The sequence below is a fragment of the Pseudomonas asturiensis genome (assembly GCF_900143095.1).
Classification (GTDB): Bacteria; Pseudomonadota; Gammaproteobacteria; order Pseudomonadales; family Pseudomonadaceae; genus Aquipseudomonas; species Aquipseudomonas asturiensis.
The window spans coordinates 183,506-196,186 of the sequence record NZ_FRDA01000010.1; the positions used below are offsets into that span (position 1 = coordinate 183,506).

At 59.5% G+C, this 12,681-nt stretch carries 17 protein-coding genes; 5 read left to right on the top strand and 12 right to left on the bottom strand.

Annotation, left to right across the window (positions count from 1 at the left end; all coding sequences use genetic code 11):
- Positions 1–128: 128 nt before the first annotated feature.
- Positions 129–368 carry a DUF7683 domain-containing protein gene (locus BUB69_RS29700; protein ID WP_073169223.1) on the bottom strand — a complete coding sequence of 80 codons (240 nt, stop codon included), beginning with the start codon at positions 366–368 and terminating at the stop codon, positions 129–131.
- 453 nt (positions 369–821) lie between these two features.
- Positions 822–1,532: a monofunctional biosynthetic peptidoglycan transglycosylase gene (gene mtgA / locus BUB69_RS18405; RefSeq protein ID WP_073169288.1), complete on the bottom strand. Its 711-nt coding sequence runs from the start codon at positions 1,530–1,532 to the stop codon at positions 822–824.
- An 80-nt stretch (positions 1,533–1,612) separates the two neighbouring features.
- Between mtgA and BUB69_RS18410 the strand changes: the two genes are divergently transcribed.
- From BUB69_RS18410 to trmB, 4 genes are all read left to right on the top strand, one after another.
- Positions 1,613–1,993, top strand: a complete 381-nt coding sequence (locus BUB69_RS18410) for a DUF423 domain-containing protein (RefSeq protein ID WP_073169225.1) — start codon at positions 1,613–1,615, stop codon at positions 1,991–1,993.
- A gap of 108 nt (positions 1,994–2,101) precedes the next feature.
- Positions 2,102–2,302: a sulfur carrier protein ThiS gene (thiS, locus tag BUB69_RS18415; RefSeq protein ID WP_024686366.1), complete on the top strand. Its 201-nt coding sequence runs from the start codon at positions 2,102–2,104 to the stop codon at positions 2,300–2,302.
- Positions 2,303–2,356: 54 nt separating this feature from the next.
- Positions 2,357–3,151, top strand: coding sequence for a thiazole synthase (locus tag BUB69_RS18420; RefSeq protein ID WP_073169227.1), 795 nt, complete (start codon positions 2,357–2,359; stop codon positions 3,149–3,151).
- 97 nt (positions 3,152–3,248) lie between these two features.
- Positions 3,249–3,896 (top strand): tRNA (guanosine(46)-N7)-methyltransferase TrmB, encoded by a 648-nt coding sequence (gene trmB, locus BUB69_RS18425; RefSeq protein ID WP_217654471.1) that lies wholly within the window; start codon positions 3,249–3,251, stop codon positions 3,894–3,896.
- Positions 3,897–3,939: 43 nt separating this feature from the next.
- On the opposite strand, the gene BUB69_RS18430 is transcribed toward trmB, so the two are convergent.
- From BUB69_RS18430 to BUB69_RS18470, 9 genes are all read right to left on the bottom strand, one after another.
- The gene (locus BUB69_RS18430; protein WP_004884392.1) at positions 3,940–4,263 is read right to left on the bottom strand and encodes a DUF3392 domain-containing protein; all 324 of its coding nucleotides are present in this window, start codon (positions 4,261–4,263) and stop codon (positions 3,940–3,942) included.
- Positions 4,264–4,272: 9 nt separating this feature from the next.
- Positions 4,273–5,487, bottom strand: coding sequence for a radical SAM family heme chaperone HemW (gene hemW, locus BUB69_RS18435; protein WP_073169231.1), 1,215 nt, complete (start codon positions 5,485–5,487; stop codon positions 4,273–4,275).
- The gene (gene rdgB / locus BUB69_RS18440) at positions 5,484–6,080 is read right to left on the bottom strand and encodes an RdgB/HAM1 family non-canonical purine NTP pyrophosphatase (RefSeq protein ID WP_163032119.1); all 597 of its coding nucleotides are present in this window, start codon (positions 6,078–6,080) and stop codon (positions 5,484–5,486) included. Before rdgB ends, hemW begins: the two co-directional genes overlap by 4 nt.
- The gene (locus BUB69_RS18445) at positions 6,077–6,511 is read right to left on the bottom strand and encodes a DUF4426 domain-containing protein (protein ID WP_073169233.1); all 435 of its coding nucleotides are present in this window, start codon (positions 6,509–6,511) and stop codon (positions 6,077–6,079) included. Before BUB69_RS18445 ends, rdgB begins: the two co-directional genes overlap by 4 nt.
- A 24-nt stretch (positions 6,512–6,535) precedes the next feature.
- Entirely contained in the window at positions 6,536–7,156 is a 621-nt protein-coding gene (gene metW / locus BUB69_RS18450) for a methionine biosynthesis protein MetW (protein ID WP_024684929.1), read from the bottom strand.
- A 7-nt stretch (positions 7,157–7,163) separates the two neighbouring features.
- Positions 7,164–8,303 carry a homoserine O-succinyltransferase MetX gene (gene metX / locus BUB69_RS18455; protein WP_073169235.1) on the bottom strand — a complete coding sequence of 380 codons (1,140 nt, stop codon included), beginning with the start codon at positions 8,301–8,303 and terminating at the stop codon, positions 7,164–7,166.
- Positions 8,304–8,472: 169 nt separating this feature from the next.
- On the bottom strand, positions 8,473–9,063 hold the full coding sequence (locus BUB69_RS18460; RefSeq protein ID WP_073169237.1) for a YggT family protein: 591 nt from the start codon (positions 9,061–9,063) through the stop codon (positions 8,473–8,475).
- A 27-nt stretch (positions 9,064–9,090) separates the two neighbouring features.
- The gene (gene proC, locus BUB69_RS18465) at positions 9,091–9,909 is read right to left on the bottom strand and encodes a pyrroline-5-carboxylate reductase (protein WP_073169239.1); all 819 of its coding nucleotides are present in this window, start codon (positions 9,907–9,909) and stop codon (positions 9,091–9,093) included.
- Positions 9,910–9,930: 21 nt separating this feature from the next.
- Entirely contained in the window at positions 9,931–10,617 is a 687-nt protein-coding gene (locus BUB69_RS18470; protein ID WP_073169240.1) for a YggS family pyridoxal phosphate-dependent enzyme, read from the bottom strand.
- Between the two features lie 55 nt (positions 10,618–10,672).
- On the opposite strand from BUB69_RS18470, the gene BUB69_RS18475 reads away from it, so the two are divergent.
- Positions 10,673–11,707, top strand: coding sequence for a type IV pilus twitching motility protein PilT (locus BUB69_RS18475; protein ID WP_073169243.1), 1,035 nt, complete (start codon positions 10,673–10,675; stop codon positions 11,705–11,707).
- Positions 11,708–11,770: 63 nt separating this feature from the next.
- Here the strand turns inward: BUB69_RS18475 and BUB69_RS18480 are convergent, their stop codons facing one another.
- The gene (locus BUB69_RS18480) at positions 11,771–12,457 is read right to left on the bottom strand and encodes a C40 family peptidase (RefSeq protein ID WP_073169245.1); all 687 of its coding nucleotides are present in this window, start codon (positions 12,455–12,457) and stop codon (positions 11,771–11,773) included.
- Positions 12,458–12,681: the final 224 nt, after the last annotated feature.

Below are 12,681 nucleotides of genomic sequence, written 5' to 3' on the forward strand. Positions count from 1 at the left end.
GGCGGAGGCGACTCTCCGTCGGACGTATTCGTCAGCTGAAGAAGATCGGTGTACCTGCATAAAGCTTAGGTGGCTGCGTAATTACCCAACACTACAACACACGCCGATCAGATCGGAGCATTTTGGTTTTAGAGGTCGTCAGCGTTGCACGTCAGTTGGTAAAAGTAATTCGGATCATGGGGCTCATCACCGATGATCTTGACGATTGCTTCCAACTGAGAGACCTCTAGGTTGTAGCCTTCATCGCCCCACTGCTCGGATGTCCAGCCCATGATGCTCTTGAGCTGTTCGTCATTGCCAACTGGGATTTCTTTTTTGAAAGCAAGATACTCGGTTTTTTTATCGAATGCTTCAAGTAGATATTTTATGCTTCGATACTCCTTTTAGGATCGGCATCTTTGATATTTATACCTGCTTTAGGGCTGATTTAACCTAGGTGTTCTTCGCGTTTATTGTGCATTTCCACCTTTGTTCGAAATCTTCTTTTGCTCAAGAAAAGTTCCCCCGGCTTTCTATAATGCCTGTCAGATTAAATATTCTGGATATCTAAACAAGGTTTCGAGAAAAAAGGAGATGGATACCACAAGAATAGGTAAATAATCATACGTAATAGAGGGTTGTTTCATTTTTTAATATTTTTCGGTTCTTCACTCGGCGCAAAAATACAACGGCTCTGCCGAGCGCGATGAACAAGCTCAAGACGTCGATAGCGGCGTAACGCGAAACGGCAATGCAAAACGCCCCGATCTGATCGGGGCGTTTTTGTTAGTAGTCGTCAATGTTGCATGTCAGCTGGTAGAAGTAGTTCGGATCATGAGTCATCACCACCGACGGCTGCTATTCAAATTCGCCAGATACCCATCCCCACCCAATTGCCGCATCTGCTGGCGGATCCAGCCCGCGCGGCGGGAGACGTAGCTGCTGGGGTGGCTGGCGCTCCATTCCCGGGGGTTGGGCAGGACGGCGGCGAGGTAGCTGGCTTGCTGGACGGTCAGGGCGCTGGCATTGACCCGGAAGTGATGCTGCGCGGCGGCTTGAGCGCCAAACACGCCTTCGTCCCATTCGACGCTGTTGAGGTAGACCTCAAGGATGCGCTCCTTGGACCACAGCAGCTCGATCAGCGTGGTGAACCAGGCTTCCAGGCCTTTGCGCAGGTAGCTGCGGCCGGACCACAGGAACAGGTTTTTCGAGACTTGCTGGCTCAGGGTGCTGGCGCCGCGGATCGAGCCGCCGCGTTCGTTATGCAGGATGGCCGCCTGGATGGCGTCGACATCGAAGCCCCAATGCTCGGCGAATTTCTGGTCTTCGCCTGCGATGACGGCGATTTTCAGGTTGTCGGAAATCTTGTCCCACGGCTGCCAGTCGCGCTGCAGGTCGATAGGCTGACCGTCAACCCAGGATTCGATCTTGCGCTCCACCATCAGCGCCGTGCCTGGCGGTGGTATCCAGCGGAAGATCAGAACCAGAATGACGCTGCCGGCAGCGAACCACAGCAGGGCTTTGAGTAGGCGACGAAAGAGAGACTGCAGCATAGAGATGGCTTGGCCGAACCCGTTGAGCGGGCCATTATACAGACCGTGCGCCTTTGGACGATTTTTCACTGGAGTTCCTGATGCTTCGTAGCTTTTTAATGCTGGCCGCTTTCTTCGGATTCACCGGCGTGGCGCTCGGTGCCTTTGCCGCTCATGGCCTGAAAGGACGCCTGACTGCCGAGTACCTGGCGATTTTCCAGACGGGCGTGCTGTATCAACTGGTGCATGCGCTCGCACTGCTCGGCGTAGCGTTGCTGGCGACTCAGGTTCCTGGTCGGCTGGTGACCTGGGCCGGTGTTTCGTTCGCCATCGGCATCCTGTTGTTCTCCGGCAGCCTGTACGCGCTGACCCTGACCGGCATCAGCAAGCTGGGGATCATCACCCCGTTCGGCGGCCTCGCGTTTCTGTTCGGCTGGTCGATCCTGGGTCTGGCAGCCTGGCGGCTGGGTTCTGCGCCCTGAATCCAGGGCTGATTACCCTGAAGGCTGAGACGAATGGTGTGGCTTTGATTTGGTCATACCGGCTGATCGGGCTAGAATGCTGGCCCCTAAAATGATGGCTGCTCTCGCATGCACATTCAGTTGAACGGTGAGTCCTTTGAATTGCCCGACGGCGCAACCGTCGCGGCGCTGCTGACCCGTCTGGAGCTTGCCGGACGTCGCGTTGCAGTGGAATTGAATCTGGATATCGTGCCGCGCAGCCAGCACGAGACCACCGCCCTGTCCGAAGGTGATCAGGTCGAAGTGGTTCACGCCATCGGCGGCGGCTAGTTCGCAGCCCCGAACGGCGACGCCCCCTAATCTGCAAGTTGAAGAGGATTCCCGATGAGCAATGTTCGCAGCGACAAGCCCTTCGTTCTGGCCGGTCGGACCTTTGAGTCGCGCCTGCTGGTAGGCACCGGCAAATACGTGGACATGGAGCAGACCCGACTGGCCATCGAAGCCTCGGGTGCCGAGATTGTCACCGTTGCGGTGCGTCGTACGAACCTGGGCCAGAACCCGGGTGAGCCAAACCTGCTGGACGTGCTGCCGCCGGATCGCTACACCATCCTGCCGAACACGGCGGGTTGCTTTGATGCGATCGAGGCGGTGCGTACCTGCCGTCTGTCCCGCGAGCTGCTCGACGGCCGCAATCTGGTCAAGCTGGAAGTACTGGCTGACCAGAAAACCCTGTTCCCCAACGTGATCGAAACCCTCAAGGCCGCCGAAGTGCTGGTCAAGGACGGTTTCGACGTGATGGTTTACACCAGCGATGACCCGATCATCGCTCGCCAGCTCGCCGAGATTGGCTGCATCGCGATCATGCCGCTGGCCGGCCTGATCGGCAGCGGTCTGGGGATCTGCAATCCGTATAACCTGCAGATCATCCTGGAAGAAACCAAAGTGCCGGTGCTGGTCGATGCCGGTGTCGGCACAGCGTCCGATGCCACCATCGCGATGGAGCTGGGCTGTGAGGCCGTATTGATGAACTCCGCCATCGCCCACGCCCAGCAGCCGATCTTGATGGCCGAAGCCATGAAGCACGCTGTAATTGCCGGTCGTCTGGCGTACCTCGCCGGACGCATGCCACGAAAACTCTATGCCAGCGCATCTTCGCCGCTGGATGGCCTGATCAAGTAAGAGCCCGTTGATGACTGATTCGCACGTTCCGCACCCAGAGTCGCCTGCTACCGAAGAGGGCGAAGAGCGCCAGCACCGCCGCATCAAGAGTTTCGTGATGCGAGCCGGCCGCATGACAGAAGGCCAGCAGCGCGGCCTGGATCAAGGTCGCCCGAAGTTCGGCCTGTCGCTGACTGATGCGCCGGTCGATTTCGATCAGGTGTTTGGCCGCGCTGCGCCGCGCACGCTGGAAATCGGTTTCGGCATGGGCCATTCGCTGCTGGAAATGGCCGCGGCTGCGCCTGACCAGGATTTCATCGGCGTCGAGGTGCATTACCCCGGTGTCGGTGCGCTGCTCAATGGCGTGTTGACTCAGGGCCTGACCAACGTGCGGGTGTATGACTGCGACGCCATTGAAGTGCTGAACCGCTGCATCGCGGATAACAGTCTGGATCGTCTGATGCTGTTTTTCCCGGATCCTTGGCACAAGAGCCGTCACCACAAGCGCCGTATCGTGCAGCCCGAGTTCGCCGCCTTGGTACGCAGCAAGCTGAAGACCGGTGGCGTGTTCCACATGGCCACCGACTGGGGCCCTTACGCCGAGTACATGCTGGAAGTGATGAGCGTCGCGCCGGGTTTCCGCAATCAGGCCGAAGACAATCAATATGTGCCGCGTCCCGCCGAGCGCCCGATCACCAAGTTCGAACGCCGTGGCGAACGTCTGGGTCATGGGGTCTGGGATTTGAAGTTCGAGAAGGTTGATTAACCATTGATCGTGCCCACGCTCTGCGTGGGCACGGTCCTCGCCATCACTTCCTGTCCGCAACCACTCCGATCAGCACCAGTACCACCAACAACACCGGCGCAAGGCTGTAGTTGTTGAACTGGCTCAGGCCGCGCACGACCCAGGGAGTGGCGTAGATCAGGGCCAGGCCGCTGCCGACGGTGCACAGAAGGGCCATGATCGGGATGCGCAAGGCGCCTGCCATGCTGCCCACGCGTTGCTCCAGCCAGCCTTTGACGTCAGAGCCGAACAGCACCAGCAGGCAGCCCACCAGCGCCAGGGCGATCTCTGAAAGGTTGCTGCGACTCCAGCGTGAAACGGTGGCGAGCAGATCGAGTACGAGATCCATGCAGGGTCCTTAGATCAGAAAGTATTGCAACAAGTCGTTGAGGAAAAGCTGGCCTTGTGGCGTTGCTACCAGACGTGTCGGATCCGTCTGCAACAGACCGCGTTGCTCCGCCTGCTTGCGAGCGCTGGCCAGTGAGTCGACGCTTAGACCCGTTCTTTCCCGAAATAATGCAGCGTCCACGCCTTTTGTGAGCCGCAGGGCGTTCATCAGGAATTCGAACGGTAATTCGTCCAGTGGCAACAGCTTCATGCCTGCCTGAAACGGTTTGTCCGGGTTCAAATAATCCTTGGGCAACCGCGTTTTCCAGGTGCGGAAAATACGCCCGTCCAGATGGCTCAGCTTGCCGTGTGCGCCCGCACCGATGCCGATGAAATCACCGAAAGCCCAGTAGTTCAGATTGTGGCGCGCCGGTTTTCCGGGCTGGGCGTAAGCCGAAACCTCGTACTGCGCGTAGCCATGATCTGCCAGCAGTTGCTGACCCGTTTCCTGAATATCCCAGAGAATGTCGTCTTCCGGCAGCACGGGTGGCTGGTTCCAGAACACCGTATTGGGTTCCAGCGTCAGTTGATACCAGGACAGGTGCGTCGGTTTCAGTGCGATGGCCTGGTGCAGGTCAGCCAGTGCTTCGTCCTGTGACTGATCCGGTAAGCCGTGCATCAGGTCCAGATTGAAATTGTCGAATCCGGCCTGACGCGCCATGTCCGCGGCACGGATTGCTTCGTCGCCGTTATGGATCCGGCCCAGCGCCTTGAGTTTGGATTCCTGAAAGCTCTGAATGCCAATGGACAGCCGATTGATGCCCAGTGCGCGATAGGCGCTGAACTTGGCCTGCTCGAACGTGCCGGGGTTGGCTTCCAGGGTGATTTCAATGTCGCTGGCGAAGCGAATACGCTGCTCCACCCCTTTGAGCAAGCGGCCCAGCGCGTCGGCGCTGAACAGACTGGGTGTGCCACCACCGAAGAAGATCGATTGCAGTTCGCGGCCGTAGACGTGTGGCAGATCCTGATCCAGGTCGGCCAGCAGCGCGTCCACGTATTCCTGTTCCGGCAGCACCGGGCTTGCGGTGTGCGAGTTGAAATCGCAGTACGGGCATTTGCGCACGCACCATGGGATATGGATGTACAGCGACAGCGGCGGCAGGTGCGGCAGCGCAGGGCGCGGGCCTTCGGACGAGAAACCGGTCTCGCCCAGGAACAGCGGCTGCGCAGGCGGATCGTGGATCATTTCAGACCCAGGCGCTGGCGCAGCAGAACCATGGCGCGGGCGCGATGGCTGAGCTGGTTTTTCTCCACAGGGCCCAGTTCTGCGCTGGAGCAGTCGCGCTCGGGCACCCAGAACAGTGGGTCGTAGCCAAAGCCATGGTCGCCGCTGGCCGCATGCAGGATGCGCCCGTGCCACAGGCCCTCACACAGAATCGGCAGCGGGTCGTCAGCGTGACGCACCAGCGCCAGTACACACACGAACTGCGCACCGCGTTGCTCGTCCGGCACGTCTTTCAGCGCCTCCAGCAGTTTGGCGTTGTTGGCCGCGTCGCCCTTGCCGTCTGCGTAGCGTGCCGAATAAATGCCCGGCGCACCGCCGAGAAAATCCACGGCCAGCCCCGAGTCGTCTGCCAGCGCAGGCAGGCCGGACAGGCGTGCTGCATTGCGAGCCTTGAGGATGGCGTTCTCGACGAACGACAGGCCGGTCTCTTCAGGTTCAACCTGACTGAATTCGCCTACCGAGCGCAGGGTGACGCTGTCGCCGAGCATGGCCTGGAGTTCTTTGAGCTTGCCAGCGTTGTGGCTGGCCAGTACGAGTTGGGTAAGGTTCATCATGGGCCCGGAAAGAGTTCCTGGTTAAAACTGAAACGGTAAGTAGCGCCGCCCGTCTGGACAGCAATGTCGAAAATTCGCACTTCCTGCTGCGGCACAGGGTACTGCGCCACGTAGCTGACCGCGCCGTATTCGGTAACCGGCTTGAAATTCAACGGCAGCGCGTCGTTGGTCAGATCCTTGATCGTGCCGCTGACCTGCGCCGGTTGCGGCTTTCCGTTACGGACCACCGAGAGGTTGATGACGCCCTGTTCCTTGCTGCGGATCAGCTCGGCACCCTTTGCGATGTCCGGTTGCAGCACCGTCGAATTGAAGGTGTTGTAGTGAACGGTGACGTCGCCGAATGTTTCCTGCCGATTGCCCTTGATGGCTTGCGCTGCCAGCGCAGGCAGGCTGAGGCTGGCGATCAGCAGAGAAAGCATCAGGCGGCTCATGTCGCTTTCCTCGAAAACGCAGCGTTACACGGCGATCCGGTGGTCTGTCAGCCCAGGGCTGGTGACGCGATAGATGCCGATTTCACCCAACAGATTAGGCCAGAGTTTGCTGGCCCACCCGTGACGGTGTTGCTGATCGACGGCCAGTCGGTCGAGGACTTGCGCGTCGCGTTCACGGCACAGCTCTTCGAAATCGCCGAAGGTGCAGAAGTGAATGTTCGGCGTGTTGTACCAGGTGTACGGCAGAAAGTCGGAGACCGGCATGCGCCCCTTGCTCGCCAGATACCAGCGGCAGCGCCAGTGGCCGAAGTTCGGGAAGGTGATGATGCACTGACGCCCGACGCGCAGCATCTCGTCGAGGATGCGGTCCGGGTAATGCACGGCCTGCAGCGCCTGGGTCATGACCACGACGTCGAAACTGTTGCTGGCGAAGTTGCCAAGCCCTTTGTCCAGGTCCTGTTCGATGACATTGATGCCCTTGGCGACACACTGGGCGATGTTGTCTGCATCGTTTTCCAGTCCGTAGCCGGTAACCTGCTTGTGGTCACGCAGCCAGGTCAGCAGCTCGCCGTCACCGCACCCCAGGTCGAGCACGCGGCTGCCAGCGGGGATCCATTCCTGGATGATTTCCAGATCGGCTCTCATGACATCCTCACAGCGAAATTCGATTCATGTAATTACTGAACGCCTGCAGGTAGCGCGGGATCGGGATCAGAAAGGCGTCGTGGCCCTGAGGCGCGTCGATTTCCAGGTAGCAGACGTCCTTGCGTGCAGCCATCAGCGCGTCCACCAGCTCGCGGGAACGCGCGGGCGAGAAGCGCCAGTCGGTGGTGAACGACATCACGCAGAACTTCGCCGTGGCGTTGGCAAACGTCTTGGCCAGGTCATCGTTGAAGTTTGCTGCCGGGTCGAAGTAATCCAGCGCTTTGGTCATCAACAGGTAGGTATTGGCGTCGAAACGCCCGGAAAACTCTTCGCCCTGATAACGCAGGTAGCTCTCGACCTGAAACTCGACGCTGTGGAAGTCGTAGTTGAGTTTTTCGCTCTTCAGACCACGGCCGAATTTCTCGCCCATCGAGTCATCGGACAGGTAGGTGATGTGCCCGACCATGCGCGCCAGCATCAGCCCGCGCTTGGGGATCACACCGCGCTCCTGAAACGAGCCGCCATGGAATTCGGGATCGGTGAGAATGGCCTGACGCGCCACTTCGTTGAACGCGATGTTCTGTGCCGACAGCTTGGGAGCCGAGGCGATTGCCAGGCAGTGGCGCACGCGCTCCGGGTAGCTGATGGTCCATTGCAGCGCCTGCATGCCGCCCAGACTGCCGCCGATGACCGCCGCCCACTGCGCAATGCCCAACACGTCGGCCAGCCGGGCCTGACTGTTGACCCAGTCTTCCACGGTCACGACCGGGAAGTTGGCACCGAACGGCTTGCCGGTGTCCGGATCGATGCTGCTGGGGCCGGTCGAGCCGTTGCAGCCGCCCAGGTTGTTCAGGCTGACGACGAAGAATTTTTGGGTGTCGATGGGCTTGCCGGGACCGATGCAACTGTCCCACCAGCCGGGCTTGCGATCGTCGGCGCTGTGAAAGCCCGCCGCATGATGATGCCCGGACAGCGCGTGACAGATCAGCACGGCGTTGCTGGCTGTGGCGTTGAGTTGACCGTAGGTTTCGTAAATCAGGTCGTAGGCCGGCAGCGAACGGCCACACGCCAGCGCCAGAGGCTCGCTGAAATGGGCCAGTTGCGGTGTGACCAGACCGACAGAATCGTGGGGAAAGACCGTGGGCATCGACCCTGCTCTCGCTTGAATGAGGCGTAAGTCTAAAGACCGTGGGGTGTAGCGGCAATAAGGGAATGGTCGTCAGGCAGGCAGGGGCAGTGGTGGGAGCTGACCTGGACATGCGTTCCAGCGGCAGAACGTACCCACGCAGCGCATGGGTACGCTCTTTGTCGATGGATTACATCAACAAACGCAGCACGTCTGGCATACCGCTCATGATCGCCAGGTTGTTGATGACCAGCATGTCCAGCAGCTTGATCACCAGAAACGCCAGGATCGGCGAGATGTCGAGACCGCCCAGATTCGGGACGATTTTGCGGAAGGGTGCCAGTGCCGGTTCGCAGATCTGATTGACCAGTTCCGCCGCCGGATTGTGACTGCCTGGTGCGACCCATGACAGGATCACGCTCACGATCAGCGCGAAGAAGAAAATATTCAGGAACAGCGCAGTGACGCCAATGATCGCCCAGACCGGCAGTTTCAGCGGATCACCCGTTGTGCCGAACATCAACAGCAGCGTCAGGGTCATCAAAATAATCTGCACAATGATCGCCAGCACCAGTGACGACATGTCCAGCCCGAATACACTCGGGATGATACGGCGCAGTGGCTTGAGCAGCGGCTGAGTGGCCTTGACGATGAACTGGCTCAGCGGGTTGTAGAAGTTGGCGCGCACCAGTTGCAGCACAAAGCGCAACAGGACGATCAGCAGGTACAGACTGCCGAGGGTTTGCAGGACGAAAATTGCAGCGGTGTTCAATCCGATCATCAATCTGCTCCGAAAAAGACCTGAAAATTAGTTGCCCAGTTGCTCAGCCAGTTCGGCTGCGCGATGATCGGCGGCGGTCAGCGCGGCTTCCACCAGTGCTTCGAACCCGCCTGTCTGAAATGCCTTGATCGCTGCTTCCGTGGTCCCGCCTGGCGAGGTGACACGGCGACGCAGTTCGCCTGCATCCGCGTCGCTGCCGGTGGCGATCAGCGCCGAGCCCAGCGCGGTTTGCAGGGTGAGCTTTTTAGCGATGTCTTCCGGCAGGCCCAGTTTCACACCTGCGGCGGTCATCGCTTCCATCATCAGGAAGAAATACGCAGGACCGCTGCCGGACACAGCGGTCACGGCGTCCATGTGTTTTTCCTGCTCGACCCAGACCGCAATCCCGACGGCCGACAGCATGTGCTCGGCCTGCTCGCGTTGTGCCGCAGTGACATTCGCCGTGGCGTACAGGCCGCTCGCGCCCTGGCGCAGCAGCGAAGGCGTATTGGGCATGCAGCGTACGACAGGTAGCTCGCCGAGCCAGGCGGTCAGGCTAGCGCAGGTGATGCCCGCGGCAACCGACACGATCAGTTGATGCGCTTCAAGGCTGGGTTTGAGCGCCTGGCACACGGCCTTCATCATCTGCGGTTTGACCGCCAGCACCACAACATCCGCATGCCTGACCGCCTCGGCGTTGTCGGCAAATACGCTGATGCCATGCTCGGTCGCAATGCGTTCGCGAGTTTCGGCACCCGGCGCGCTGGCGCAGATCAGCGCCGCGTCAACGCCTTGCGCGCGCAGGCCGCCAATCAGGCTGGAGGCCATGTTTCCTGCGCCGATGAAGGCGATACGAGTCTTGCTCATCAATGAGGTCCTTGTGTGGAGTTAGGTCTGGCCGTAGTCGCGGGCGCCAAACAGAGCGGTGCCGACCCTGACCCAGGTTGCGCCTTGCGCGATGGCGGCTTCCAGGTCGTGGCTCATGCCCATGGAGAGTGTGTCGAGCGGCAGGCCCAGTTGCTCCTGCAGCGTGCGTACAGCTGCAAACGCAGCCTCCTGCTCATCGCGGTCTTCAGTCGGCTCGGGAATCGCCATCAGGCCACGCAGCTTCAGGCGCGGCAGTGCGCTGATAGCGCTGGCCAATGCAGGCAGGTCCTCTGGCGTGCAGCCGGATTTGCTGGCCTCGCCGCTGACATTGACCTGAATGCAGATGTTGAGCGGTTCCAGGCCTTCAGGACGTTGCTCGGACAGGCGTTGAGCGATTTTCAGGCGATCCACGGAATGTACCCAGGCGAAGTGTTCGGCGATTGCGCGCGTCTTGTTCGATTGAATGGGGCCAATGAAGTGCCAGCACAAGGGCAGGTCGGCCAATTCAGACTGTTTGCTCAGGGCTTCCTGCAAATAGTTCTCGCCAAAGTCGCGCAAACCGGCAGCATAGGCTTCACGCAGGTCGCTGGAAGGCTTGGTTTTGCTCACCGCCAGCAGACCCACCGAAGCCGGGTCGCGCCGGGCCGCGAGGGTCGCCGTACGAATTCGCTGTTCGAGCGTTGAAATGTTCGATGCTATCGTGGACATTGATTTGCGCCAGCAGGGCTAAAGTCTGCGGCATTCTATGTGATTGAGGAGCTGTATGGATATTACCGAGCTGCTGGCCTTCAGTGCCAAACAGGGCGCGTCGGACTTGCACCTCTCTGCAGGCCTTCCTCCGATGATTCGGGTCGACGGCGATGTGCGGCGGATCAACCTGCCCCCGCTCGACGCCAAGGAAACCAAGGCGCTGATCTACGACATCATGAATGACAAGCAGCGTCAGGACTTCGAGGAGTACCTGGAGACTGACTTCTCGTTCGAGGTGCCGGGCGTGGCACGCTTTCGGGTCAATGCCTTCAATCAGAACCGGGGTGCAGGTGCGGTATTCCGGACCATTCCCTCCAGGATTCTGAGCATGGAAGACCTGGGCATGGGCAGTGTGTTTCGCAAGATTACAGACGTGCCCCGCGGCCTGGTGCTGGTGACCGGCCCGACCGGGTCAGGCAAGTCGACAACGCTGGCGGCGATGATCGACTACCTCAACTGCAACAAGCACCACCACATCCTGACCATCGAAGACCCGATCGAATTCGTTCACGACTCCAAGAAGTGCCTGGTCAACCAGCGTGAAGTGCATCGCGACACACTGGGCTTCTCGGAAGCGTTGCGTTCGGCACTGCGTGAGGACCCGGATGTGATCATGGTCGGCGAGCTGCGTGACCTTGAAACCATTCGCCTTGCGCTGACAGCAGCGGAGACCGGTCACCTGGTGTTCGGCACTTTGCACACCACCTCGGCGGCCAAGACCATCGACCGGGTCGTGGACGTATTTCCTGCTCAGGAAAAATCCATGATTCGCTCGATGTTGTCCGAATCCCTGCATGCAGTGGTGTCGCAGTCACTGCTGAAGAAAGTGGGCGGCGGGCGCGTTGCGGCGCACGAAATCATGATGGGTACGCCCGCGATTCGTAACCTGATTCGCGAGGACAAGGTGGCGCAGATGTATTCGGCCATGCAAACCGGCGGTTCGCTGGGCATGCAGACGCTGGACATGTGCCTGGCCGACCTGCTCAAGAAAGGGTTGATCACGCGAGACGCCGCTCGCGAGCGCGCCAAGATACCCGACAACTTCTGACGGTGTGGCAAGAGAGAAATGAAGGGGAGAATCAGGCCTGCACGGTGGCAGGCCTGGGGTGGATCAGCGCTGCACGACCCGCATTTGTGGCGTGGTCTGTTTCGGCAGAACGCGTTTGGCGATCTTGTAATGGCTGTTCCAGTACGGCTTTTTCAGCGTATCGACAGTAACAGCCTTGCCACGGCGTGGCGCGTGAACGAACTTGTTGTCGCCCAGGTAGATCGCCACATGGTTGATGTTGCGGCTCTTGATGTTGAAGAACAGCAGATCACCCGGTTTCAAATCCTTGCGGTCCACTGTCTGCCCGTGGCCTTGAGCCATGGCGTTGGACGTGCGGGGCAGGTCGACCTCACGTACGTCGGTGTAGGCGTACTTCACCAGACCGCTGCAATCCAGACCTTTGCCAGGCGTGGTGCCGCCCCAGCGATAGGGCGTGCCCACCGCCTGCAGCGCGCGTTTCACAACGGCGTTTCCCTGCTTGGCATTACCTGCTGCCAGCGCTTGCGCGTTGACGGCCTTGGCTGAATTCTTTCGCGAAACCGGCGTCTGAACGGCACGGGCGTTTCGCGTGGCATGAGGGACGACGGTGGCTTCCTGAGGCGCAGTGCGCGTTGCGATCGCGGGCGAAGAGTGACTTTTTGCGGTGTAGCCCGAGAAGCTAGCAGGAAGCTGTTGCTCACGATTGGTGGCGTGGGCGGCCAGTGGCATAAATAGGCAAATGGTTAGCCATGTCTTGAAAAAAGGACGCATTCGGCAGGGCTCATAGTGGTCAGCGCGCAACTTTATAACAGCTTTTTCGAAAAACCTGACCCCATTTGTCGAGTGGATCACAGTGGCATCATTGCAAAATGTGCGACAGACTCTTTCCTTTTTCGCCGTAATTCCTTTGGCGACAAGGGTTTGACGGTGTTGTGACAGGCGTCATGCCATACGTCGGAAGACGACAGTGAAGTCACAAAATTGTTATTTATTTT

What these genes read in the sequence shown, in the direction of transcription:
- BUB69_RS18470 (WP_073169240.1), bottom strand. Translation starts at nt 10,617, where the DNA reads ATGTCCACGATAGCATCGAACATTTCAACGCTCGAACAGCGAATTCGT.
- BUB69_RS18475 (WP_073169243.1), top strand. Translation starts at nt 10,673, where the DNA reads ATGGATATTACCGAGCTGCTGGCCTTCAGTGCCAAACAGGGCGCGTCG.
- BUB69_RS18445 (WP_073169233.1), bottom strand. Translation starts at nt 6,511, where the DNA reads ATGAGCCGCCTGATGCTTTCTCTGCTGATCGCCAGCCTCAGCCTGCCT.
- BUB69_RS18430 (WP_004884392.1), bottom strand. Translation starts at nt 4,263, where the DNA reads ATGGATCTCGTACTCGATCTGCTCGCCACCGTTTCACGCTGGAGTCGC.
- metW (WP_024684929.1), bottom strand. Translation starts at nt 7,156, where the DNA reads ATGAGAGCCGATCTGGAAATCATCCAGGAATGGATCCCCGCTGGCAGC.
- rdgB (WP_163032119.1), bottom strand. Translation starts at nt 6,080, where the DNA reads ATGATGAACCTTACCCAACTCGTACTGGCCAGCCACAACGCTGGCAAG.
- metX (WP_073169235.1), bottom strand. Translation starts at nt 8,303, where the DNA reads ATGCCCACGGTCTTTCCCCACGATTCTGTCGGTCTGGTCACACCGCAA.
- thiS (WP_024686366.1), top strand. Translation starts at nt 2,102, where the DNA reads ATGCACATTCAGTTGAACGGTGAGTCCTTTGAATTGCCCGACGGCGCA.
- BUB69_RS18480 (WP_073169245.1), bottom strand. Translation starts at nt 12,457, where the DNA reads ATGCGTCCTTTTTTCAAGACATGGCTAACCATTTGCCTATTTATGCCA.
- proC (WP_073169239.1), bottom strand. Translation starts at nt 9,909, where the DNA reads ATGAGCAAGACTCGTATCGCCTTCATCGGCGCAGGAAACATGGCCTCC.
- trmB (WP_217654471.1), top strand. Translation starts at nt 3,249, where the DNA reads ATGCGAGCCGGCCGCATGACAGAAGGCCAGCAGCGCGGCCTGGATCAA.
- BUB69_RS18460 (WP_073169237.1), bottom strand. Translation starts at nt 9,063, where the DNA reads ATGATCGGATTGAACACCGCTGCAATTTTCGTCCTGCAAACCCTCGGC.
- BUB69_RS18420 (WP_073169227.1), top strand. Translation starts at nt 2,357, where the DNA reads ATGAGCAATGTTCGCAGCGACAAGCCCTTCGTTCTGGCCGGTCGGACC.
- BUB69_RS18410 (WP_073169225.1), top strand. Translation starts at nt 1,613, where the DNA reads ATGCTTCGTAGCTTTTTAATGCTGGCCGCTTTCTTCGGATTCACCGGC.
- mtgA (WP_073169288.1), bottom strand. Translation starts at nt 1,532, where the DNA reads ATGCTGCAGTCTCTCTTTCGTCGCCTACTCAAAGCCCTGCTGTGGTTC.
- hemW (WP_073169231.1), bottom strand. Translation starts at nt 5,487, where the DNA reads ATGATCCACGATCCGCCTGCGCAGCCGCTGTTCCTGGGCGAGACCGGT.